The sequence below is a fragment of the Escherichia sp. WS1265 genome (assembly GCF_046487585.1).
Classification (GTDB): Bacteria; Pseudomonadota; Gammaproteobacteria; order Enterobacterales; family Enterobacteriaceae; genus Escherichia; species Escherichia coli.
Genome location: NZ_JBJQJE010000019.1, coordinates 51376 through 74750, shown reverse-complemented (window position 1 = coordinate 74750; position 23375 = coordinate 51376). Strand labels below are relative to the sequence as shown.

15 protein-coding genes and 2 pseudogenes are annotated in these 23375 nt (G+C 44.3%); 1 reads left to right on the top strand and 16 read right to left on the bottom strand.

Translation table 11 applies throughout. The annotated features are described in order from the left end of the window. Window positions 1–127: 127 nt before the first annotated feature. The 4 genes and pseudogenes from ACJHX3_RS18200 to ACJHX3_RS18185 form a co-directional block, all read right to left on the bottom strand. Window positions 128–1528 carry a glutamate decarboxylase gene (locus tag ACJHX3_RS18200; RefSeq protein ID WP_000358943.1) on the bottom strand — a complete coding sequence of 467 codons (1401 nt, stop codon included), beginning with the start codon at window positions 1526–1528 and terminating at the stop codon, window positions 128–130. 361 nt (window positions 1529–1889) lie between these two features. Continuing rightward, window positions 1890–4673: a M16 family metallopeptidase gene (locus ACJHX3_RS18195; protein WP_170933291.1), complete on the bottom strand. Its 2784-nt coding sequence runs from the start codon at window positions 4671–4673 to the stop codon at window positions 1890–1892. A gap of 56 nt (window positions 4674–4729) precedes the next feature. Continuing rightward, window positions 4730–7101, bottom strand: a pseudogene (locus ACJHX3_RS18190) (TonB-dependent receptor plug domain-containing protein). 28 nt (window positions 7102–7129) lie between these two features. Next, complete coding sequence (locus ACJHX3_RS18185; protein ID WP_094321756.1) at window positions 7130–8824, bottom strand: ABC transporter ATP-binding protein/permease; 1695 nt, start codon at window positions 8822–8824, stop codon at window positions 7130–7132. 202 nt (window positions 8825–9026) lie between these two features. On the opposite strand from ACJHX3_RS18185, the gene ACJHX3_RS18180 reads away from it, so the two are divergent. Further along, complete coding sequence (locus ACJHX3_RS18180; protein WP_122987202.1) at window positions 9027–9149, top strand: hypothetical protein; 123 nt, start codon at window positions 9027–9029, stop codon at window positions 9147–9149. On the opposite strand, the gene ACJHX3_RS18175 is transcribed toward ACJHX3_RS18180, so the two are convergent. The 12 genes and pseudogenes from ACJHX3_RS18175 to ACJHX3_RS18120 all read right to left on the bottom strand — a co-directional run. Beyond that, window positions 9115–10272: an anaerobic sulfatase maturase gene (locus ACJHX3_RS18175; RefSeq protein ID WP_094321757.1), complete on the bottom strand. Its 1158-nt coding sequence runs from the start codon at window positions 10270–10272 to the stop codon at window positions 9115–9117. The two genes, ACJHX3_RS18180 and ACJHX3_RS18175, sit on opposite strands and share 35 nt — an antisense overlap. A 51-nt stretch (window positions 10273–10323) precedes the next feature. Further along, on the bottom strand, window positions 10324–12006 hold the full coding sequence (locus tag ACJHX3_RS18170; protein ID WP_001303114.1) for a sulfatase-like hydrolase/transferase: 1683 nt from the start codon (window positions 12004–12006) through the stop codon (window positions 10324–10326). Between the two features lie 401 nt (window positions 12007–12407). Further along, a complete protein-coding gene (gene ydeO, locus ACJHX3_RS18165) occupies window positions 12408–13169 on the bottom strand; it encodes an acid stress response transcriptional regulator YdeO (RefSeq protein WP_094308172.1) in 762 nt (253 codons plus the stop codon). A gap of 74 nt (window positions 13170–13243) precedes the next feature. Continuing rightward, complete coding sequence (gene safA / locus ACJHX3_RS18160) at window positions 13244–13441, bottom strand: two-component system connector SafA (RefSeq protein WP_001309504.1); 198 nt, start codon at window positions 13439–13441, stop codon at window positions 13244–13246. A 247-nt stretch (window positions 13442–13688) separates the two neighbouring features. Beyond that, window positions 13689–15968, bottom strand: a complete 2280-nt coding sequence (gene ydeP, locus ACJHX3_RS18155) for an acid resistance putative oxidoreductase YdeP (RefSeq protein ID WP_094308171.1) — start codon at window positions 15966–15968, stop codon at window positions 13689–13691. 338 nt (window positions 15969–16306) lie between these two features. Next, window positions 16307–17221, bottom strand: a complete 915-nt coding sequence (locus ACJHX3_RS18150; RefSeq protein ID WP_001559145.1) for a fimbrial protein — start codon at window positions 17219–17221, stop codon at window positions 16307–16309. A gap of 59 nt (window positions 17222–17280) precedes the next feature. Continuing rightward, on the bottom strand, window positions 17281–17784 hold the full coding sequence (locus ACJHX3_RS18145) for a fimbrial protein (protein ID WP_094308170.1): 504 nt from the start codon (window positions 17782–17784) through the stop codon (window positions 17281–17283). Window positions 17785–17796: 12 nt separating this feature from the next. Beyond that, the gene (locus tag ACJHX3_RS18140; RefSeq protein WP_000876770.1) at window positions 17797–18327 is read right to left on the bottom strand and encodes a fimbrial protein; all 531 of its coding nucleotides are present in this window, start codon (window positions 18325–18327) and stop codon (window positions 17797–17799) included. Window positions 18328–18340: 13 nt separating this feature from the next. Further along, complete coding sequence (locus ACJHX3_RS18135) at window positions 18341–20992, bottom strand: fimbria/pilus outer membrane usher protein (RefSeq protein WP_094308169.1); 2652 nt, start codon at window positions 20990–20992, stop codon at window positions 18341–18343. A 41-nt stretch (window positions 20993–21033) separates the two neighbouring features. Beyond that, a complete protein-coding gene (locus ACJHX3_RS18130) occupies window positions 21034–21744 on the bottom strand; it encodes a fimbria/pilus periplasmic chaperone (protein WP_024044638.1) in 711 nt (236 codons plus the stop codon). 305 nt (window positions 21745–22049) lie between these two features. Continuing rightward, window positions 22050–22613 carry a type 1 fimbrial major subunit FimA gene (gene fimA, locus ACJHX3_RS18125; protein ID WP_094321758.1) on the bottom strand — a complete coding sequence of 188 codons (564 nt, stop codon included), beginning with the start codon at window positions 22611–22613 and terminating at the stop codon, window positions 22050–22052. 433 nt (window positions 22614–23046) lie between these two features. Beyond that, window positions 23047–23313 (bottom strand): annotated as a pseudogene (locus ACJHX3_RS18120) (helix-turn-helix domain-containing protein); the annotation flags it as partial. Between the last annotated feature and the right edge of the window lie 62 nt (window positions 23314–23375).

Sequence of the window (23375 nt, the reverse complement as noted above, 5' to 3'; positions counted from 1 at the left end):
GGAACCGCACCTGTTTTGTTCTGTAGCGTATTCAGAACAATATTTTCCGTTGCTAATGCCAGTGAACAGACTTTAGAAATTGTCCCGAAACGGGTGCGTTTCGGGACACCGTTACCGTTAAACGTTATCAGGTATGTTTAAAGCTGTTCTGCTGGGCAATACCCTGCAGTTTCGGGTGATCGCTGAGATATTTCAGGGAGGCTTTGTAGTCTTCCAGCAACAGTTCAGCAAAGTCCATTTCGAAGCCGCGACGACACATAATGCGCATCACCACGATGTCGGTGGCTTCACCGCCGAGAGTGAAGGCCGGAACCTGCCAGCCGCGCAGACGCAGACGTTCAGAGAGGTCGTAGAGGGTGTATCCCGGATCTTCACCATCTTTCAGTTTGAAGCAAACCGCCGGAATGCCTTCGTCCGGGCGACCGGTACAGATGAACTCATACGGCCCCAGTTTGGCGATTTCATCCGCCAGATAAGCGGCAACCTGGTAAGAGGCGTTCTGTACTTTGGTATAGCCTTCACGACCGAGGCGCAGGAATTCATAGTACTGTGCAATTACCTGACCCGCCGGGCGGGAGAAGTTGATGGCGAAAGTACCAATCTGACCACCGAGGTAGTCAACGTTGAACACCAGTTCCTGCGGCAGCGCTTCTTCGTCACGCCAGATAACCCAGCCGCAGCCCAGCGGAGCCAGACCGAATTTGTGGCCTGAAGCACTGATCGATTTCACACGCGGCAGGCGGAAGTCCCAGACGATATCCGGGGCGACGAACGGTGCCAGGAAGCCACCGCTGGCGGCGTCGATGTGCATGTCGATGTCGATACCAGTGTCGGCCTGGAATTTATCCAGCGCATCGTGCAGCGGCTGCGGGAACTCATAGTTACCGGTGTAGGTCACGCCGAAAGTCGGCACCACGCCGATGGTGTTTTCGTCGCAGGCTTCAATCATGCGTTTCGGGTCCATAAACAACTGACCAGGGCGCATAGGGATTTCACGCAGCTCCACATCCCAGTAGCGGGCGAATTTATGCCAGCAGATTTGTACCGGACCGCACACCAGGTTTGGTTTGTTGGTCGGCTTACCTGCGGCTTCCATACGCTTGCGCCAACGCCATTTCATCGCCATCCCGCCGAGCATACAGGCCTCGGAAGAACCAATGGTGTTGGTGCCAACGGCCTGACCATTTTTCGGCGCAGGCGCATGCCACAGATCGGCAACCATGTTTACGCAACGCAGGTCGATTGCTGCAGATTGCGGATATTCTTCTTTGTCGATCCAGTTTTTGTTAATGGATAAATCCATCAACTTATGGACATTTTCGTCGTCCCAGGTCTGGCAGAAAGTGGCCAGGTTCTGACGAGCGTTGCCATCAAGATATAATTCGTCATTGATAATCTGGAATGCGACATCATCGCGCATTTCGTGCAGCGGAAATCGTTTTGATTCTGCGATAGTGGAAATAGACTTCGCACCAAAACGTGAATCGAGTAGTTCCGACCTTAAATCCGTTACTTGCTTCTTATCCATTTTAAACTCCTTAAAATGATTGGATCGCATTAAAAAAGTAGGATTTATCGATAAAGTAAGCAAGTGCAAAGGACTCTGGTTTAAATAACAAAATCCTAATGTTATTTATCGTGAAATATTACGAGAATAATGTTTTTTCATTGAAAAACAATGCAATAGAGAATTGCTTGGTGGTAGTAAGGTGTTTTATGTTGTTATTTTTATGCGCTTTCTATGTCTCCTGAATTATCGCGTAAAAATCAGACATTAAAATATCATTATTAGCACTCGACTATTATTTTGAACGCATTTATAAAATTATTACATAAAAATGTCGAATATTGCTAAAATCCCCGCCAACGAGGTGTTGACGGGGCTGTTATTATTTTGGCAATAATACTCCGGTATAGGTATTCACCGGATGAGAAAGATATTGTTTAACGGCAGTGTTAACATTCTCTACCGTCATTTGTTTCAATAATTGCGCCTGCTCAGTCCATGCTGCAGGATCGTCATATTGAATAAGACTATTTACAATGGTGTTCGCTAATTGTTGAACGCTACGCTGTTGGATATCGAGGCTGCGCTGAACGTTTTGCTGGTATTCGTTCAGTTCTTGCTCACTGATCCCTTTAGCCAGACGCTTAACCATCACTTCATTCGCTAACGTTAACAGTTCATCATGTCGTTCCGGTTGACAAGTAAAAGCCAGCAAATGACTGATATCTTTGGCCTGAGGATCAACCGAGAGGCGAGAAGAAACGCTGTATGCCCCAGAGGCCTGTTCACGAATATTAATGCGTAGATCTTTTGCCAGTGCGACGTTAAAAGCATCGAGCGCCATACGCGTCGCCAGATTAACCGGTGTCCGGGAAGCATAACGCTTCCACTGTGAAACCTGTGCCACAGGTTCATTTTGTTCTTTTACCGTAACCGATGCATTGTCCGTCGCGCGAGTTAATGGTTTACCTGCGGCTAATGGCGAATCAGAGTGTTTGATTGATCCTAAGTAACGCGTAATTAACGGCAGGAGTTTGTCTTCTGCGACATTACCGACAATGACAAACGTGATATCCGCTGGAGATGAAAACAACTGGCGATCGGCAGCCAGCGCATCTGCGGCAGTAAACTGTGCAATCTGATTTTCTTGCAGTAATTTCGTGCGGTTATCAGCATAGCGCGTCTCATACATCTGCTGGGCGAATTTCTCCGCTGGACGCTGGTCGAGCGTTTTCAACGCCTGAATTTGAGCATTTTGTAGCGATGCCCAAATATTGTCGTTAATCGTGCTGTGGGTGATTCGCTGGTTAATCAACTGGAAACCAGGTTCAGGGTTATTAGTCCGCGCGCTAACAGAGAGCAATGTATTCATGCCACTGACTTTACTGCTCATGGTTACCGAGTTTTCCGCACTCCAGCGTTTCAGGCTGGAAGAGGAGAGTTCACCAACGCCGCTTCCGCTTACTGCTTTATTTGCCAGCGCGATAAGTGATTTTTGCTGCGCAGGGAAACTTAAATCGCCTTTATTAGATACGGCAGTAATTTGTAGCTTTTGCTCTTCACCCGCGGATTTTGCCAGAATAACCCTGGCACCATTGGAAAGTGTTAATGATGTCAGATTCTCAGCCAGCGTTTCTTTGCTGCTAATTTCCGCCTGTGGGTCAACGTCTACTGTTAACGATAAATTTCTGCCTGGGAAGATGTAAGCCGCCAGCTTTTTGTTGGCGTACTCTTTTTCCAGCGCCAGGATAGCCGCAGGAGACAATGCTTTTTTGGCGGCAACCTCATTGTTTACCATTTGCTCCCAAAATGCGTCCTGGTTCTTTCTTAACTGCTGCCATTTTTCCGCCAGACTTTGCACGGTAATTTGCTGCCACAGACGTTTCGAAAGTTGATATGTCTCTTCCGGCGACAAGAACGGCGTATTATTTAATGAGCTGGATGCCAGGCGACTGGTCAGCATACGTAAATCACGTTCAGCTTGCTGATCAACCGCATTTTTCAGCCAGGTGAGACGGGTAGATTTGACATCATCAAGTTCTTCAGCAGAAAAACCATGCTGATCAATGGTTGCCAACTCTGCCATTAATGCATTCGCAGCATCCTGCATATTATCGTCTCGTGCATTTACACGGAAAAACAGCGACTGATAATCGGGTGCAATTCTAACGCTGCGCGCAGTGCCGCCAGAAATAGTCTTCAACTCGCCCGACTGTATACGTTCCTGCAGACGTTGATTGAACAGCTGAACTAACATGCTCCATTCAGCTTGTTCGATAAAGCTTTGCTCATCGCTCACTTGCACCATTGGCAGGCGATAATAGAGTGCGATGCCGTTCACCCGGTTTTCTTTATCATTAATGATATTAAAGCGCAGGTGGTTTTCGGCTTTTGTCGGCCAGACGCGATTTTCAGCTGCTTTGTTAGCCGGAAGCTTACTTAAATTATCCTTAATCAGCGCCAGCGCTTCTTTACTGTCGATATCGCCGACCACGATAAAGGTCATATTATTTGGTTGATACCAGCGTTGATAAAATTGGCGCAATTGTGCCGGTGTGACCGTAGCGACAGTATCCATCAGGCCGATAGGTTCACGGTCTAAATTACGGGTATTTGCCAGCAGGAAAGGGCGGCGCGCCTGAGAGGTGCGCCATTTCACATCCTGATGGGCACGCCATTCCTCAGTAATTACGCCGCGTTCAGCGTCTACTTCGAGTTTATCAAAGGTTGCGGCATTACCCCATTCACTGAATATTGCCATCACTTGTTGCAGATTTTGTTTCTGCGTAGTCGGCAAACTTACCTGATACACCGTTTCGTCATAGCTGGTATAGGCATTAACATCGCGACCAAAGCGCAGACCCATCGACTCAAATGTTTCGATGACTTTATTATCCGGCCATGTTTTTGTGCCGTTAAACATCATATGTTCTACAAAATGAGCCACGCCGCGCTCATTGTCTTCTTCCTGCAATGAACCCGTATGAATTTGCAACCATAAATTTACCTGATCCTTTGGTTGAGCATGCGGATAAATCATATATCGCAAGCCATTGTCCAGTTGCCCGGTAATTAACTTTTCATCCTGCGGTAAGGCGGCGGCAATCAGTCGCCCGGGGAGCAACAGAGTTGCCACTAACGTCAGTAAGAAACAGAGGTTTCTCATAATTATCTCCATGCGAAAACCGGGCAAATTTACCCGGTTAAGTAAAATCCGAACTATTAAAATTTCATGCTGACATCAAGCCAGAAAGTACGGCCACTGGCGTAGGTCGCCACACCGGTATTCGTTGTATCAACCGCGGTTTTGCTATCCAGTACATTGAGAATATCGGCACTGATCGTCAGGTTTTGTTGTTTCAGAAATTGTGGCGTCCAGGACAAGCGGGTGTCCCAGGTCAGGCTGCTATCCAGTTTTTCGTCAACATACTGCTTGTAATCTGAATATTCGCTGATGTATTGCGCATTCGTCTTACCCAGGATAATGCGAGCTTTACGCGCTTCTTGCCAGGCCAGCGTATTCGCCCACACCAACCCGCTCGGTTGATGCGTGAAATCCATGTTTAAGGAGATCTTTAATGGGTTATTAAAATCTGCCACTGGAACGCTATCGTAAGAGACCAGATTACCGTTATAAACCACCTGGTTATCACCGGTATTGCTTTCCTCATAACCATTGTTTAACGACAAGTTGCCCTTGCTCTTGATATAGCTAAAGACAATTTGCGGGTTAATATCTACCTGGCTGATATGCAGGGGTTCGGCCAGTTCAAAACTGAGGTTGAACGAATGCGTTTTGTTTTGCCGTCGTTGTTATATTCAGTAATGGTGGTTTTAGTCGCGCTGTCGGTACGACTGCTTTTACTGATTTGATCATGCGCTTCACGATAAACATAGTTTGCACGCGCAATAACGTTCTTACCGATTTTCTGCTGCAACCCCATTGCCAGTTCATCGTTATAAGGCGTTTTCAAATCCTGATAACGCGTCAGGGTTTTATTGCCTGATACCGATTCCGTCCAGCTATTGCGGATATCACGTAATCCCATATCAAGAATATTCCCGCCATAGTAACGGTTATAACCGGCGGTTATCATTGAGGTTTGATCAGCAAAAATATCCCATTCCGTCATAAATCGCGGGGAGATATTGTGGTTTGACAGATAGTTGTCATAGTCATACCGCACACCGGGCATTAACGACACATTCCGCCAGCTAATGCGATCCGCCATATACAGCGTGTAGTTGTCAATTCCCAGGCTGCCTTTACCTTTATGGTAAATGGTATGGTTAGTTTTCTTTCCGGCAGCATTAATCACATAGGATTCAGACTGGTTATGGCGTTCAGTCCATGCATCGGAATAGATGTATTCCGCGCCGAAGTAGGGTTGATGTGAAACATTACCCACGGTGAATTTTTGCCAGTCCAGGCGTGTTTTGAAGGTGTAATTATCTACAGCCTGGGAAATGTGTCCTAATCCGCCACGGGTGCAACGCCCTGTAATATCACCATATGTACATGAAAGTTCGGTGTACCAGATGTCATGATCGTGACGGGTATAATCACTAATATGATCCCAACCAACGGTAGTACGCAGTTTGGCCCATGCGAGCTGCGTATCCATATCCCATGCCAGACCGTAGGATTTATTACCCATTTCGCGATCAGACTGCGGGAAGGTGCTGGTATTATAATCACGACTGGAGCCGGTATATTTTAATGTTAAATCGTGGGTAAAGCGGTCGCTGGCAAACCAGGTAAATTTGCTCACTGCGGTATCGATAACGTTTTTATACTGTGCCCGACCGGCGACAATGCCGTCATTCGAAACATAATCCGCGCGGGTGATATCAGACTGGCGGCGCGATAAACCGGCGGTAACGCCGAAGTTATCAGCGAGTTCCTGATTAAACGCCAAAGTATAAAAGTTCTTTTTAAAATCTGGAGAGTAATAAGTACTTCCTGAAGAACCTTGATTAAATGCGCTCTTGTTATTCTCATCGATATGCGATGTTAACCAGTCCGAACGCGTAGTGCGATAACCCAGTTCCACGCTGCTATCATCAGCATTGAAGCGTTTGATCTTTGCATCAATTACCCCGCCATTGAAGCGACCAAATTCAACCGGCACAAAACTGTCATAAAGCGTCACATTGTCAAGTAAGCTGACATCTAGATAATACCCCTGTGACATCCCGCTAATATTGGTTGCACTACTGGCATCGGACTCATTCGCTGGGTTCAGGTTATTAGTTGCACTAATACCATCAATCAAATAGGCATTCTGGTAGGGCGACGCACCGTGAATAGAGATTTTCTCCGGGCGAATATCTCCCTGGTTCAACGAGGTACTTTGCGTTGAATCCATGCGCACAGCAGGGTTGGTTCTCAGCAGATCGCTGATATTGCCATTCCCGGTCGGTAAACGCTCGATGCTTTCACTGGTGTAATGCGTATTGCCGTTTACGGGTACAGGGACAGGAGCATAGACCGTCATCTCTTCAAAAACATGCATGTACATGTTTTTGTCATCGACGGCCTGCGCCACATCAGCGCCACATAAAATGACGCCAGGAATAAGAACTCGCTTCATTTATTTTTATCTCCGTACAGCAGGGCTTTTATTGTTTTTTTAAAACCGCGCTAATGTCACAAATATCATCGGCCAGGTTCCAGACACCGGGTTGATGTGTAACCATAATGACGCCGCTTGAGGGTAGTTTTTCACGCACTAAACGCAGTAAGCGGATAGCCTCTTGTTCCTCAAGATGAGAGGTAGTTTCGTCAAGAAATATCCATTTCGGACGTCGTAAAATTAATCGTGCCAGCGCGATACGTTGTTTTTCGCCGCTGGAAAGAATATCGCCCCAGCGATCGTGGTCATGAATACGCGCAGCCAATTTCCCCAGACCAACCTGATGCAGTACTTCGCTCAACGATTTATCGTCTACGGACAGGGGAAGTGCTTTACAAATTATCTCTTTCAGTAAGCCGGTTTTGATTAACGGTGTTTGTGACACATACCAACTGTCAGCAGGAGAAGAAATATCACCTTTAAACCACGGCCAGCAGTGGGATAATGTTTTAAGCAGTGTGGTTTTTCCCGCACCTGAGTAACCTTTCAGTAATAGCCATTTGCCTGGCGAAACATGAAAGTTTAGGTTCTCTAATATGATCTTATTATCAGGAGTACGAATACTCGCGTCAGCCACTTGTACCGCATGTTGGCAATTTTTAGGCTTATTCGTAGGGCGCTGTTCGGTGAGTTGATGGAACTCATACAAGCGATCGATAACCGCAGCCAGTTCAGCAAGTTCATCATATTTATAAATAAACCAGCTTAAATTGTTCGATACCAGCATAAATGCCTGGCGCGATTTCATCAGTCCGCCCAGATTGATCTGTCCGCTAATAAACTGCGGCAATAACAGAAAGTAGGGAAGAACGCTAAGCGAGCGCGAATAAATATTCTGCCAGTAATCAAGCCACCGCTGACGATTCATTAAACGATGCCAGTTATCTTTAATGGTATGAAAATTGTCGCTCAACTCCTGGCGTTGTAGAGACTCAGCATTGCTTAGCGCAATCAGTTCAGCCTGCTTATTATGCTGCACAAGATTAGTTCGAAATGTCGCTTCGCTACGTTGTTTTTCCACATTAAGCGGACGAATACGTTTACCAACCTTATGAGTAAATAAAGTTCCACCGATCACAATGAACACGACGGTATAGACCATATACCCCTGGATATTCCATTCTGTTCCACCAACAGTGAATGAGAGCGTACCCGCGCTTTGCCAAAGAATAACGGTAAAGGTGATCAACATGCTAAGTGACTGGATGAAGCCAAATGAAAGACTGAGCGTTTTGCTGATCAGTAAGAGAATGTCTTCAGCGATACGTTGGTCAGGGTTATCTGTATTTTTATGCTCACCGTAGATCTGCGTGAAGTAGTAGTTTTTATCTGCAAACCAGCGATTAAGGTAGTAATCTGTTAACCATTCGCGCCAGCGAATAGTCAGTAGTTTAATTAGCCATGTTTTGTTTACGGATATTAATACAAAGATCCCCAGCAGGGCAGGGAACCAAAGGACAAGCTGCCAAAGTTTATCGGTTTCTTTCTGGCTTAGCGCATTGAAAAAATCATTATTCCAGTCGTTTAACCAGACCTGAATTTTAACCACGCCAAGGATCATGGCGAGGATAATAATGATTAACAGCACTGAAGTTTTATTATTCTTACGCAGCCAAAAGGGCTTCAGCAGACAGAGATACTTTGCTATCAACATACGAAACGTAATGGGAATGGTTATCATTAGCGAAAATTGGTTGTGCCATCCAATGATTATATATGGCAATGATTTACTGATGAAATTTATTTAAGTATCCTTTAACAATATGAAATATAAAGGAATATTTCATTTTCAGTGGTTATGGTTATGCTATTGATAATCAAGGATATTGCTAATGCCCTGACGCATACCACGTAAGCCAGGATTTTCGCAAGGGAAGATGATGATGACGAAACACCCGACAGGAATATGTGTCGGGTGCATTGTTAAGGTCATAAGAAGGAGGCTAAGACTGGAGCTAAGAGGGAGCGTTATTAATTATTCTCCATTTGTTTTGCAACATCCATGATGTGGTAAAGCGGTACTCTGTTCTTAGCTAACTCCACCATGGCGTTCATATAAGGTACCATGGTTGAAAAAAGGATTTTATAACCTTCGCAAAAATAAGAAACAGTCTCATTGTTTACTTTAGTAATACGATGCTTAGGACAACCGCCATTGCAGATAGGTTTATATGCACATTGCTGACATTTCGCTGAAATCCGTTTTTTTTGCGCTGTCAGTTGTACACTGTTCATTGTTTTGAGTTCAGATTTATTAATGTTTCCAATTTTGTACTGTGGATAGACAAAATGATCGCATTCGTAAATGTCTCCATTACTTTCAACAACCAGATTATCCTTGCAGGACTCCTGGAAAATACAACTGGTATGCCCATTCCCCAAAAAACGGCTGACAAAGCTTTCAAACTGACGGATGAAAATTTCACCCACATCGTTTTTAACCCATTGCATAAAAAAGGTCGACATAAACTTGCCATAAGCCGTAGGAGGCACAGAAAAATCAATGATACGGAATGTGTTCTCACTATGACCACTGAAATCAATATTCGGCGTCCCGGTTTCGAGCAATTCGATAAATTGCATATGTTTACTGCCGATGGATTTTAAAAAATGATAAACCTCAAGAGGGTAATGGACATTAACGTTATTAATGACGGTTAACGTATTAAACTCTACTTGATATGATTTCAGACGCTCGATGGCTGCTATCACTTTTACAAAAGTACCGTTACCTGAATTACTGCGTCTGTAACGGTCATGTAGCTCCTGGGGTCCATCGATCGAAATACCAACCAGAAACTCATGTTCTTTGAGAAAGGCACACCATTCATTATTCAATAAAATGCCATTCGTTTGTAATGCATTAAAAATACGTTTTTGGCCGGCATAGCGTTGTTGATAGTGAATAACTTTACGGAAAAAATCCAGGCCAGCCAGAGTGGGTTCACCGCCTTGCCAGGTAAAATAGACCTGATTGCCAGACGCTGCGATATATTGTTTGATGAACTCTTTCAGAGTGCTGTCATCCATCCATTTTTCATGAGTAAACTGCGACTCTTTTTCAAGGTAAAAACAGTAATCACATTTGAGATTACATTGAAAACTGGAGGGCTTGGCTGTAACGTGCATCGCTATCTCGCTCAATAAGGCGGCGGAAAAATCCGCCGCATGAAGGTTTAGTTATTTCGCTTCGCTTAGTGCTTTCTTGATATTGTTAAACTTCTCCTGATTTACCTCGCTAAGCGGTGGTTGGCTGCTGTCGATAAACTCTCTTACCACGCCTTGCATCTCTTTAACGACCTGCGGATTGGCGGCGGCAAGGTTATCTTTTTGCTGTAGATCCGTCAGTTTGTATAGACCTAACTGATTGTTTTCTACTGTATAGACTAGCGAATAATCGTTATTTCTCACCGTATAAGAGAATTGGCTTAAGTCCTCGGTGTTGGGGTTATGCGGGTAATCGTCTGACTGATGACGGACAAATTTGTGGTAATTATCCCAGAATGGAATATTTTCCTCATCAAACCAGTGAGAATAAGAGGTTATCCAGGTCAGATTTTTATGTGGCTCGCCTTGTTTCTTATCTTGCAACCAGGGCAGCAAGGAAACGCCATCCAGCTTAAGGTCTTTTGGAATGCTGATATCGGCTGCATCAAGAGCTGTCGGGTAGAAATCCATTGCGGAAATCAGCTTGTCATAATTACCGGGTTGAAGTTTTCCTTTCCACCACATAAACATTGGGGTGTGAGTACCGCCAGGATAAGTCTGACTCTTATAGCCTTTTTGCGCCCCGTTCAGCGGCAGAGGACCATCGATAACCGCACCATTATCGGAGGTAAAGAGAATAATAGTATTGTCATACTGTCCGTTTTTCTTCAGTTGTTCGAGAATGCGTTTTACACCCTGATCAACAGAATAAACGGAAGCGTAGTAGTTATCTGCTGTTTGACTACCAGTATTAAATTGCTTCTGATATTGCTCCGGTGCAGGATTATCATTTGGCAGGTGCGGAGCATTATAAGCCAGGTAAAGCATAAAAGGCTGGTCAAGTGTTTTGGCACGATCAACAACGCCAATTGCCTCATCGGTTAACTGATCGCTGATATAACCTTTTGCGGGGACGCGTTCACGGTTTTTGAACAGTGAAGGGGAGTTGTAATATGCCGTTCCTGCAGCGTGGAATCCCATAAAGTAATCAAAGCCACGGTTTTGAGGTTGCCATTCTTCCGCAGAAAATGTGGTGAAGTTGTCATGATAGTCACGCGTTTGTTTATCTTCCGGTACTGGCACATTACTGATTTTTGACAAGTGCCATTTACCTACTGCTGCAGTGTAATAACCATGATTCTGGAATAATTCAGGCAAGAAAGTTTCTGTTAGCGGAATACCATCCTGAGCATCGGTATTGGAATAGACACCAAAGCGGGCGGGCGCTCGACCGGTCATTATTGCGGCGCGGGAGGGGCCGGAAACACCGTGCGCCACATAGCCGTTAGTAAAACGTACGCCTTCATCCATTAATGAAAGGAGCGTCGGCGTTGATTTTTGCGCAGCTTCAATGGCTTTATCTATCCCTATTTTGTAGGTATCGACAACTTCACGATTTTCCATTGTTTTTGGGTCAAAAGATCCCTTATCAAAAGGAAGTTGTCCATAACCAAGATCATCCATGGTCAGTACGATAATATTTGGCTTTCCTTTGGTACTGTATTCAGTCGGCGTAAAGTCTGAGAAAGCAACGTTTGTTTTGGTTGCTTTCAGCTTTACATCATCTGCCGCATGAGCAGCAAATGCAGCCATACCAGATGCCAGTATCAAAGATATCGAGGTACTTACGACACTTTTCTTTAATGCAGACTTCATAAATGTTCCTCTTCTTATTGTACTTAATTCCAAAGTAATTTTACGAAGAGAAATAAGTGAATGTAAGTGAAGTTAGTCACATAAAGAGATAGCAGATTTAGCTAAAAAAAGGAAAATAACAGTCCATAAAGCGTTGACATTACTTTCTGTTCTACTAAGTAATTTCTCGATGATAAACAACTAATCTATTGATATTTAATAATTTATTGTATTTTACTGACAAAATGCCGAATTGAGATCATAAATAATCATGCAACGGGTTATGCAAATGCATAAATATGTGATGAATGTCACTTATTTATTTCAATAAATATATCGCCTAAAAACAACGCGGGGCAGGAAATGGCTGCCCCATTTAATTCTTACGCAGCGTGTGTGGTTGACTACTCGTTAGCAAATAATCAAATAGCTAAAGCACTCATCGTGTTGTCCGTGTTCATACCGGTGTGCCTTTGACAACGGTACTCCTTAGAAACTCTCTTCGGACTGTTGCCGAAATGTTTGCGGAACGCATAAATAAAATAAGATGTACTGGCATAACCACATTGTTCGGCAATTTTATTAACTGAACCTTCTACTCGTATCAAATTTTTTGCGTGCTGCATTCTGGCATCTAAAAGAATCTGTGAGAATGTCGTTTGCTCTTGCTTAAGTTTTTTCTTCAACAGGCTTTCACTGATGTACAGGCAGTCACAAATATCTTTCAGCTTCCATGGGTGCGCCAGCTTCATGTTGACAATATTTCTCACTTTCCCGGAAACGGATAGCACACCGTTAGTTAATAGTGTAATGAAACCTTTGCATGTGGCAAAAATAGACAGGCAAGAAAAAAGCAAAAGTTCTGAAAAATTATGATGATTGCGTTCTTCCGAGTTGAGATAAGCAATCATTTCATTAAGCAATCCAGTCGGTACATTTGAAGCACGTAAAAACTTCGCAGGAACAGGCACCGTCACTGTCTGGATGTTAGTGCATTGTAGATATTTTTTAATGGTATTTTCATTAAATCCGATTTCTTTGAGATGCCGCTCATAAGGTTCAAAATGCGTACGAACAGCGTTATCTACCATCAGGATCTCGCCGTCAGAGAAGGCGTAATCTTTATCTAAAATGTTAGCGTTGAAGGCATGATGAATAAATATAACAGAACAAACGAGCGACATTTTATCTCCTTAAAACAATAAAGTTTTTATCGATACTTTTTTAACATTTCATATTTATAATTTGCTGTTTATTTTCAGTCTTGCAAACTATTGATAATGAAGTGTGTAAGATCCCTTGCAATGCGACCCATTTCTGAAATACCCAGCTGATCAATTGCCGAAAAAATGGCTATCAATGTAAGGGTCAGTAATAAGACAACCACAATTACAGACATGATCCCTTTATAGTTGTCTCTTTGCGTGATTTTATTTTTCACTATGGTCGCATGCATTTCAAATGTGTTTATTAAACGAATGACGTTAAGCATCGTTAATCAGTATGCTTAATATAACAGGCTGGAGAATAGAGGAAATAGGACTGGCGCTTCAGTACTGAGCGGAGTTTCTTACAGCTGTAGGCGGAGGTATATATCTTATAACGAGCAGTTTAATTTAGCACATGTGAGTAAATTGCGCGACAATGGTCAATGAGGAATTCTTCTGCTGTGCGGATGACAGCAGAAGAAATGAGGAGGCGAATTAATTTGATGGTTCTAATTCAACCGGAATACTTTTATAGCCAGGAATGCCACTCAATGGATCGTGGTTATCAAGTGTTAGCATGTGATTCGATTCTGGAAAATAGGTCACCAGTGAGCGGTCAGCCATAGGGTAAATGACCACTTTTAATCTATCCATGCGGCGTGAGCTTCGCTTACCGTCTGGCGTAAGCGCAATAAGATTAACTCTTTCGCCGTTTTTTACACGGCAAATTTTAGCTTGTTTAGCACTCATAAAGACCACATCTCGTTGACCGAATACCCCTCGATAGCGATCATCCATACCATAAATCGTCGTGTTGTACTGATCGTGACTGCGTACTGTCGCCATGACTAGCTTACTGTTAAACGCTGAAGAGGGATCTTCTAACAGCCCTTTACTGGTAATGAAATTAGCCTTACCTGACAGCGTCATCCAGCGCCTTTCAGCAGCTGCATTTATCAGGTGAAAACCACCGGGATGACGGATGCGCTGGTTATAGTCGGCGAACTCTGGCAGCACAGCTTCAATGTCATTGCGAATGCGATCATAATCTTCCACCAGATACTCCCAGGCTACCACGCTCTGGGGTAGTGCTGCCTGCGCGATTCCCGCGACCACTGCACACTCTGATTTCAGCATTACACCGGCGGGTTTTAACACGCCACGCGAGGCATGAATCATCGACATTGAATCCTCAACGGTTACCGCCTGCGCACCGCTTTTTTGCATGTCAATCTCGCTGCGTCCCAGAACCGGCAGAATATAGCTATGCCGTGCGGTCAGCAGATGAGAGCGGTTAAGCTTAGTGGCTACGTGTACCGTCAGATCTAATTGTGTTAACGGTACAGCGCTCACTTCCCGATCTGGCATTGCCAGAGCAAAGTTGCCCCCCATGCAGATCAATGCTCGAGCCTGCCCCGTACATATTGCTTGCATGCTGGCAATTGCAGCATGTCCAGGTGCATGAGGTGGGGTGAAACCATAGCGCTCACCCAGGCGAGCCAGAAACTCTGCAGACGGTTTCTCGGTGATACCGACGGTTCGGTCGCCCTGTACATTAGAGTGACCTCGTAGTGGGCAGATACCCGCACCAGGCTTGCCAATGTTACCTTTCATCAACAGCAGATTGACCAGTTGCTGTACATTCTGGGTACCATGTTCGTGCTGAGTGATCCCCATTCCGTAACAGATAATGGTGCGTTCGGCAGCGGCATATGCATCAGCCAGTTCGGCGATTTGAGTCTGACTTAATCCAGAAATACGTTCGATATCTTTCCACTCGGAATTGAGCACGTCACGGCGTAGCTCGTCAAAGCCGACGGTATGCGTTTGAATAAATTCGTCATCCAGCAATGAGGGCCGACCTGCGGCGCTTGCAGCATCATCGCGCTCAATTAACAGGCGCATCATCCCCTTGAGCAACGCCATATCACCACCAATGCGCACGTTATAGTAGGCACTGGCCAACTGAGTCTCAGAGTTCGTCAGCATTTCAAACGGGTTTTGCGGTGCGGTAAATCGCTCCAGGCCACGTTCCTGTAGAGGATTGATGGCGATCATTTTCGCTCCCCGTTTCACTAAAGCGCGCAACGAAGTCAACATGCGAGGGTGGTTTGTACCAGGGTTATGCCCAATGCAAATGACTAAATCGCATTTCTCAAAGTCTTCCAGCAACACGGTCCCTTTACCTACACCGATACTCGCTGCCAAACCCACACTGGTCGGTTCATGGCACATGTTGGAGCAGTCGGGGAAGTTATTGCTCCCGTATTCACGGGCAAAAAGCTGATAAAGAAAGGCAGCTTCATTGGAAGTGCGGCCCGAAGTATAGAATTCAACCTGATTGGGATCACTATAGCTTTGAAGGCGTTCGCCAATTTCGTCGAAAGCTTGTTGCCAGCTTAATGGCTTGTAACAGTCGCTGACGGCATCATATTTCAAAGGCTGGGTGAGACGCCCCGCAGCCTCAAGCTCGTGGTCTCCCCAGGTAAGTAATGATTGAACCGTATTCTCAGCAAAGAAAGAGGCGTTTACCTGCTTATCCGTGACTTCCCAGGCGATTGCTTTTGCGCCGTTTTCACAAATGTCGAATGACGCACTGTGCTTAGGATCTGGCCATGCACAACCCGGACAGTCAAAGCCCTCTGGCTTATTCATGTCAAACATGGCAATAACATCCTGGCGTATATCCATCTGCTTACGTACTGCATTCGCTACGGATTTAACAGCACCCCAACCACCGGCAGCTCCCTGGTAGGATTCAATTTTTTTCTTCATCTGCTTATCCTGTGTGGAAATGAATTATTAGGATTTGTAATAGCGATGATGCACAGTATATACAAAGGGATTATCGTCAACATGGATATATAAGAGTAGGGGACTACTCTCTATCTATTTTTAACCTATTATCGTTAAATAATAGAATGGTATAAATACGATAAGTTAAGCATCATCTCTCATAGTGTTTAAATTAACATGTTTTTCAATATAAAAAATAAGACTCTGGCTTCAATTGTGCGCGGATTTTCTTACAGGTGTAGGATAATAGCTTTCACAAAATAATTATCCGCGCAATTTTCGCGAATGGAGCGTATAGACTAAGGTCAAAATCACAATTATTCATAGATAAAAGTGACACCAATGACTGACTGGACGGTTCCGGCTGCAACCTTGTTTCCTGTTTGTCCATAGGTTGCGCTTAAACCCAGAGGTACTTTGCTCTTATTTACTGTCCCCAGGGAAACATTTTCTCCCGTAGCCAGTGTTTTTCCATTACGCATCAGAGAGACACCCACGCCCGATGCTTTTGTTGCATCAGGTGCTGTGTTAGCAAACACTTGTCGGGCACTATCAGTGGTGGCACCCGAAAGATAAAAAGAGAGCTTTTGCTCGCTTGAGCAATATACCCCAAGAGGTATTTCTGCGCTTCCAGGAAAGTCCGGGAGATTCACGGTGACATTACGACTATCAACGGTGCAGCCGCCTGTTGGCATAACAACACTGTTATTTGAAATAATATTCCACGTAAAATTACGCGGATTTCCGCTTCCTAACGTGGCAATTTTATACATATGAATACGGGCAATAACTTCCCCGGCTTTTATGACAACTCCACCGGCCGCACCGACTGGGGTAATATAGAGTTTTAACGGTAATGGCATCGGTGTCTTATCACCAATATCTAATACATTAGTATTTGTCGTCAACGGGAAGGGGTAGGTCACATTATTCCAGTACAGCGATCCTTTATATGACTGTAGAGAGCCTGCGAAAGCTGAGCCTTGTACCAGGTTTATATGATCAGTGTCGTACCAGCCGCCGTAATCATTCCAGCAACTTATGTGCTGAGACAAGTCTACAACCAGATTCTGGCCCGGTTGTATTACAGGGTCGAGATTAACATAAACAGAGGTTGTACCTGCTCCAATACTTGACCCGCCATCGACATTACAACTGAAGGCAAAAACTTTGCCTGCCATTAATAGAAGATAAATACCGAACAGAAGCTTCATACTTATTGTTTTACCCATGATATATCCTAAGGTTAAAAAATTGATTTAAAAAGGAGGCTAAGAAAATCGAATCGACGTTATTGCCAGGTGTAGATCACATTGATTAGAGCCTCGATCGTTCCCTGGCTTGCGTTTCCATTCACCGTGATAGCTCTTGCCTTAAGTGGAAACTGTGCATTACGAGTGATCTCATCAACAATAACCGTTTTGCTATCGCCATTTTTTAACGTCGCATCCTGGTCATCCCTTAGCTCTATCTGAATATTTTCGGCAGTACCTTCATTTTTGTAATAACCCGTATTGTCAGTTGAACCTGTCACGATTGCCGTCACTGCACTTGTTTCAACCGGACAATCGGTTAATGACAAAGTAATATTGTGCCAGCCTGATGCAGAACCAGGTTGTTGCAGATTGCGCGTATAAAGATCCCCGAGATTAACGTTAGCTTCTTTGGTTTGAATAGTGCAGGATTTAGCGACTACCCGACCATTAACAGTGATAGTGACATCGGCGGCCTGGAGAGTTGCTGTGAATAACGCGCAAAACGTAGCTAACAGGAACCTCTTGTGAAGTCTTTTCATATCTGGCTCTGATTATTGAAATTCAAGGGTAAAGGTTGCCGAAGCCCTCACCAGTCCCGGATTGACGGACTTCTGAGTTGACTTCAGACGAGCGGAGTAAGGCAAAATATTGTTCTGTTCTGGTACCAGTGGGATCCACTGCATCCCGGCATGAAGGTCATTCAATTTCACCGGACGCATATTTCCGTCCAGTATTTCTATACCCAAACCGGAGGCCGTATTGCTTCCTTCATCCAGTTTCAACAGAGTATTATTTTCTGCATCCTCAATACCGTTAAATGCAACCCGAACCCCCGTTGTCCCTTTACTGCATTCACTTAACGTAATCTGAAAAGGGACGGCTGGACTTGTGCTACCGGTCGTTGGAAATTGTCTGGCACTGTTTTTTTGGAGATCTACGGTAAAATTAAGCGAATCCGATGAGACTGTGCAGCCATAATCGAGGACGCGCCCGCTAATTTTAATAACGCTATCTGCGGATAAAGCAGAATAGGTGGTTAACCCCAGACATAAACCGAGGAAAATAATGTTATTGTATTTCATAATCTATTGTTCCTTAGCGACAGATTGCTGTCTGCTGGTTCAGTAAGGTACCAGGAGAAACTTCAGGAAGCTTGTACTCGACAATACAGTTTGAGTTTTTATCTTTGCCCCATGAAACCTGTAATTTCCCTGACTGTGGAAGTCCAGTCAGATAAACCTGACCGTTTTCCGCGACAATGCTGCCATTTTTATTCTCTCCATGTGTGACAATTGCACCGAATGGAACGCTCTTATTACCGTACTTCAACGTCATTAATACTTTCCCGCCGATTTGTGCATTAAATGTTGCTCTGGCAATAGCACCGTGAGTTGGGATGACAGTGACCACGGTTTCATCCAGTTCAACATTATCTGCAAGGGAATTCGCGTTAAGAGCGACACGATTTTCTCTATATTCTGTCGCAAATGGTAATATGGCATAGCCACGCCAGTCGGTATGAATTCCGGTCTGGTTCTCTATTTTGACATTATCAGCGCCAGGAGCCTTAACCAGAACCATTGTGTCGCCCAGCGGCTGTCCAAAGGTGATGCCATCAGCATGAGCAATAATGCCACCACTCATTCCGTAATAAATCTGGCTGCTGTCCCCACTCCGACTGTAACCGACATTAGTATTACCGTAAGCTCCACGATAATTAAGAGAACTGTAACCACTGGTGCCAGACGATGTATTACCTCCGTGGGTGTTACCGACCTGAACGCTATAATTCAGGTTATTATCCGGCAGCAGAGTGCCATAAACCCCCGATAAATTGGTCATGCCGCCTTTCAAATCGTTTGACATACTGTAACTGGCGTTTGAATTACGAAATGCCGACTGACTGTCTGTACGCATCCAATGACTGAAGGGAACATTAAGCGTAAAAGCAAGTAAATGATCCCGATCGTTTTGCCATATATTATTGGAATAGCTGTAATTCAGCGAAGTCGTAATATCACCAAACGGCACATTTAATCCAAATGATATTTGCTGGTCGCTGCGTGACGTGTTCCAGTAACTTTGGCGACTGGCACTGAAAAATGTCGTACCGTAATTTCCAAGCTGCTGAGAGATGCTTATTTGTTCCTGACCACGCTTACTGTAGAACAGATTAAAATAATCAATAAATTGTGTCTGCTCGTTGCTGTCTCCGGTAGGAGGCTTGACGGTGTAACCACTCATTCGACTGTAGGCACTGTCGGATAAGTTATAAAAACCTTGCGTAGAATAGCGATATCCTGCGACCTGGATATTGGTTCCCGTCTGGTAGAAGGATTTGCTGTAGACGGATTTAACCGATTGTCCGCTGTGACGGGTGTCATCTGCAAGTGTCGTATTGGCCTGCGTAATATCGAAAGAAAAGGCACCAAAAAGTCCTAAATCTTTACCAATACCAAGGTTGAAGGCCTGATAATCTTCTGCAATTTGCATTCCGCCATAAGGTGTCCAGTTTCCTTCCAGCCCATGCATCAAGCTACCTTGTATGAACTTGGGGGAGCTTTGCAGGTTATTTCCACTACGATATTCCCCCATGGCAAGCGCATAACGCGTATATCCAGCACGTTGGAGAACAGGAACAGACGAATAAGGAACATATAATGTCTGAATACTGCCGTCTGCCTCTTTTATGGTTACTTGCAGATCACCACCATTGGCCGCAGAGTTGATATCATTAATAGTAAAAGGGCCGGGTGGGACAGTAGTCTGATAAACATCGTATCCATTCTGTTTTACACTCACTTGTGCGGTGCCGCGGGCAATACCATGAATCACCGGAGCGAAACCATGTTGGCTATCGGGCAACATCGCTTCTGTTGAATTTATTTTGAGGCCACGAAAGTTCACACTATCAAAAATATCGCCATCGGTATAACTATCACCTACCGTTAAGCGTGAGCGTAAGGGAATAATGTCACGTTCAGCCGACGTATTGATATGCTGCCATTTATTGCTGTCAGATGAATTGCTACTCCCACTGTTATAACTCCACGTTGAGTTATCGCGCAGTCGCCAACTACCAATGTTGATGCCACTCTGTAAATTCAAATATGCATAGTTGGATTTTCCTGCATTATGGTTACTACGATTATTAATAGAATTACCATTAAAACTATAGTTTAGAAGCCCAGCATTTATTCCTTCTTCCCACAGATCAGGAGAAACATAGCCGCGAGCCATTCTGCCAACATAAATTTGCGGAACGGAGAGTGACAGATGTTGCTGACCAACATCAAACTCAGTTGATGCGTCGGCCAAACGATCCTGAAGTGGTGTGCATGCGCTGTTGTCCGGCACATGTTTTTCTGCCGAATGTTCTTTATTGTCTAATAACGGTGATTTTTTTATGCCAAGACTGACTAGAAGATCTGTACTCAGGCATGGGATGAGATCTGCGTTATTATCATCTGCAATAAAAGTAATATCCCGACTAGTAATAAATTCGTCGTTCAAATAAATGTCGACCCGATATGTACCAGGTGGTGCCTCGCGTCCCTTAGTAAAGGCGGATAAATCGACAGATTCAGCAAGATCATTGCTTAAAAACCGTGGATTAAAATAATACTCTGCGTCAACGGGAAATACCGCAGTTGCTAAGCCAAGGGCAATGGTAAGCCGTGCAAAGCGAGGCAGTAGTAACACCTGATGCATACGATATGCCTTAAATGCGGCACGAAAGGCTGTCATTATTAATTCCGATTGAGTTTATTATTAATTAGGTCACTGGCTTACTGCATGGTTGCCTTAATACGCGGAGTTAATGCACCGTAATCATTGATCGTCTGAAAACTGATATCCCCGGCTGCAGCATGCGGGATATCCACCGATACTTCACCTTTTGGCGGCACCATGGTGTTTGGGAGATTGCTATTTCCTGCTTTCATATTTGTTACGGTAATGAAGTAGGGCGTTGGATTAATAAGAGTGAGTTTGCTGCCGCTGCGACGAAACCGAAGCATTGCAGGCGCTTCTTCAGGTGCCATTGCCAGGTTCGTGGGGCGATAAAACATTTTTATGCGGCTAATAATTGCCAGCTGTAATGTATTCTCATTCTTCTGATCTTTTTCCATAGCAGGAATAGCTTTAACATTAACCCAGAACAGGCTTTCACGGTCGCCTGGTAACTGATGATTAGTGGCGTTGATTATCCGCAGCGTATTCTCTTTTTTACCTTGCATGGAAAAAAGCGGTGGGGTAATGACAAACTGGGTGTCTTTTTGGTCACCTGCATTTTCTATCCATGACTGAATGAGATAGACACTGGCAGGATCATTATTCGTGACAGGCAATAAAACCTGTTTCTGGTTTGCCGGATAAATTACCCGCGTCGCACCCAGTGCGACAGCTGCGTTGGCAACGGTGCTATGGCAAGCAAAGAGCAATAAAAGTAACACTGTCGCCATAAAGGAAATAGAGTAGGGGGTACGCGCAGTTTGCATCTGATGCATTCTCCATGTGTTAAGAGGATAAGCGGGGAAACCGTTACATCAGACAATCGGTAAATGTTGGTTCTCTTTTAATAGGAAAACCTTGCGACAAAGTAAATATTTTAAATAACAGTAAGTTTAACTACTGTTGTTTATTGATCGTTTAGATATTATGTGATTTTTTCATACCGCTCCAAAACACAAACTATTCCTCATTAATAATGAGATGAACATTGGTGAATTGCTCGGGTGTGCGTAGCCATGCCACACACACCCTGTTTCAATTTCAGATGACGTATAGCCACCTTAAGATTGAATTATAGATATTGAACTTTGAAGGTCGCATCAGCGTTTGCAGTACCAGCTACTGACTGCCCGAGAGCAATATATCGAGCCTGGAACGGCAATATATTCGTGCCATCAATCAAGTCAGTTTTAGCACTAAAAGTGGCACCATCAAGTATTAATACCTCACCCGTACGGTCCAAAATTTGAATACCGACATTTTGGGCAGAGCCTGCCGCTGAACTCTGCAGCGCTAACGTATCGTCATTACTGGTGACAGTAGTACCCAGGAATGCAACAGCTGCATTACTGGAAACATTGGTATCACAATCATTCAGCTTGATATTGAAGCCAACGGCGGAGCTGAGGTCACCCGCTTTAGCCAGACGAGAAGAACGGACCTGACCCAGCTCAACCGTTTGGTTCATTGATTCTGAATCAATCGCACAAGCGGCATTTACCACTTCACCTTTAAAATGAATAACACCGCCATTAACAGTGGTCGTTACTGATTCATCACTCTCGGCTGCGCTTACCGCAGCAGACGACATCGCCAACACAGAAACGACAATCATACCGACATGTTTGAGTTTCATAATTCTCCAAAATTTATATTTAAGTAGCTGAATAAAGAAAGTTAACAATTAAGTCATTCTGTTATTGCTTATAAAACAAGAATCATTCTTGATGGGATATTGCCCTGAGAATATAGTTTCCAGGGTTATTACATTTCACGAAGAACGATAATATCTTTAAATTACAAGGACACCTAATCACAACAAGTTTATTGCAGCACTTGTTGTAGAGAGTATTTGCAAAGACATTTTATGTCGCTAAATAACATTACGATTTCATTATGCATGTTATTTATAAACAGCGACTAAACAGAATATTATTGCGAACAAGGGAAGTGTCAGGAAAGGTCAAGAACGGCCAATGGTTTATATGGCTATAAAACATTAGCTATGGTTAATGTTTGCCTGGTGTAACTAACACGGAATTGCTCTAAACAGATAAGTGCAGGGTTTATTAAAGCTGACCGACAGACTTTCTTAACCCGGTAATATCTCTCTTAGGTGACTCTCCAAACATCCGCGAATATTCCCGACTGAAATGGGATAAGCTTTCGTAACCGACAGCATAGGCTGCAGTGGTGACATCGTAATGTTCATTCAGCATCAGTCGCCTGGCTTCATTGAGGCGTAGCCATTTCTGATACCGGAGTGGACTCATTCCCGCAAGCTGTCTGAAGTGTTGATGGAAAGTGGGGGTGTTCATTTGCACGCGGTTTGCCAGCCTGACTCTTCAACGCAGGGAAGATGCGGCAAACGGCAAACCTGCCAGCCTATATCCGGTAT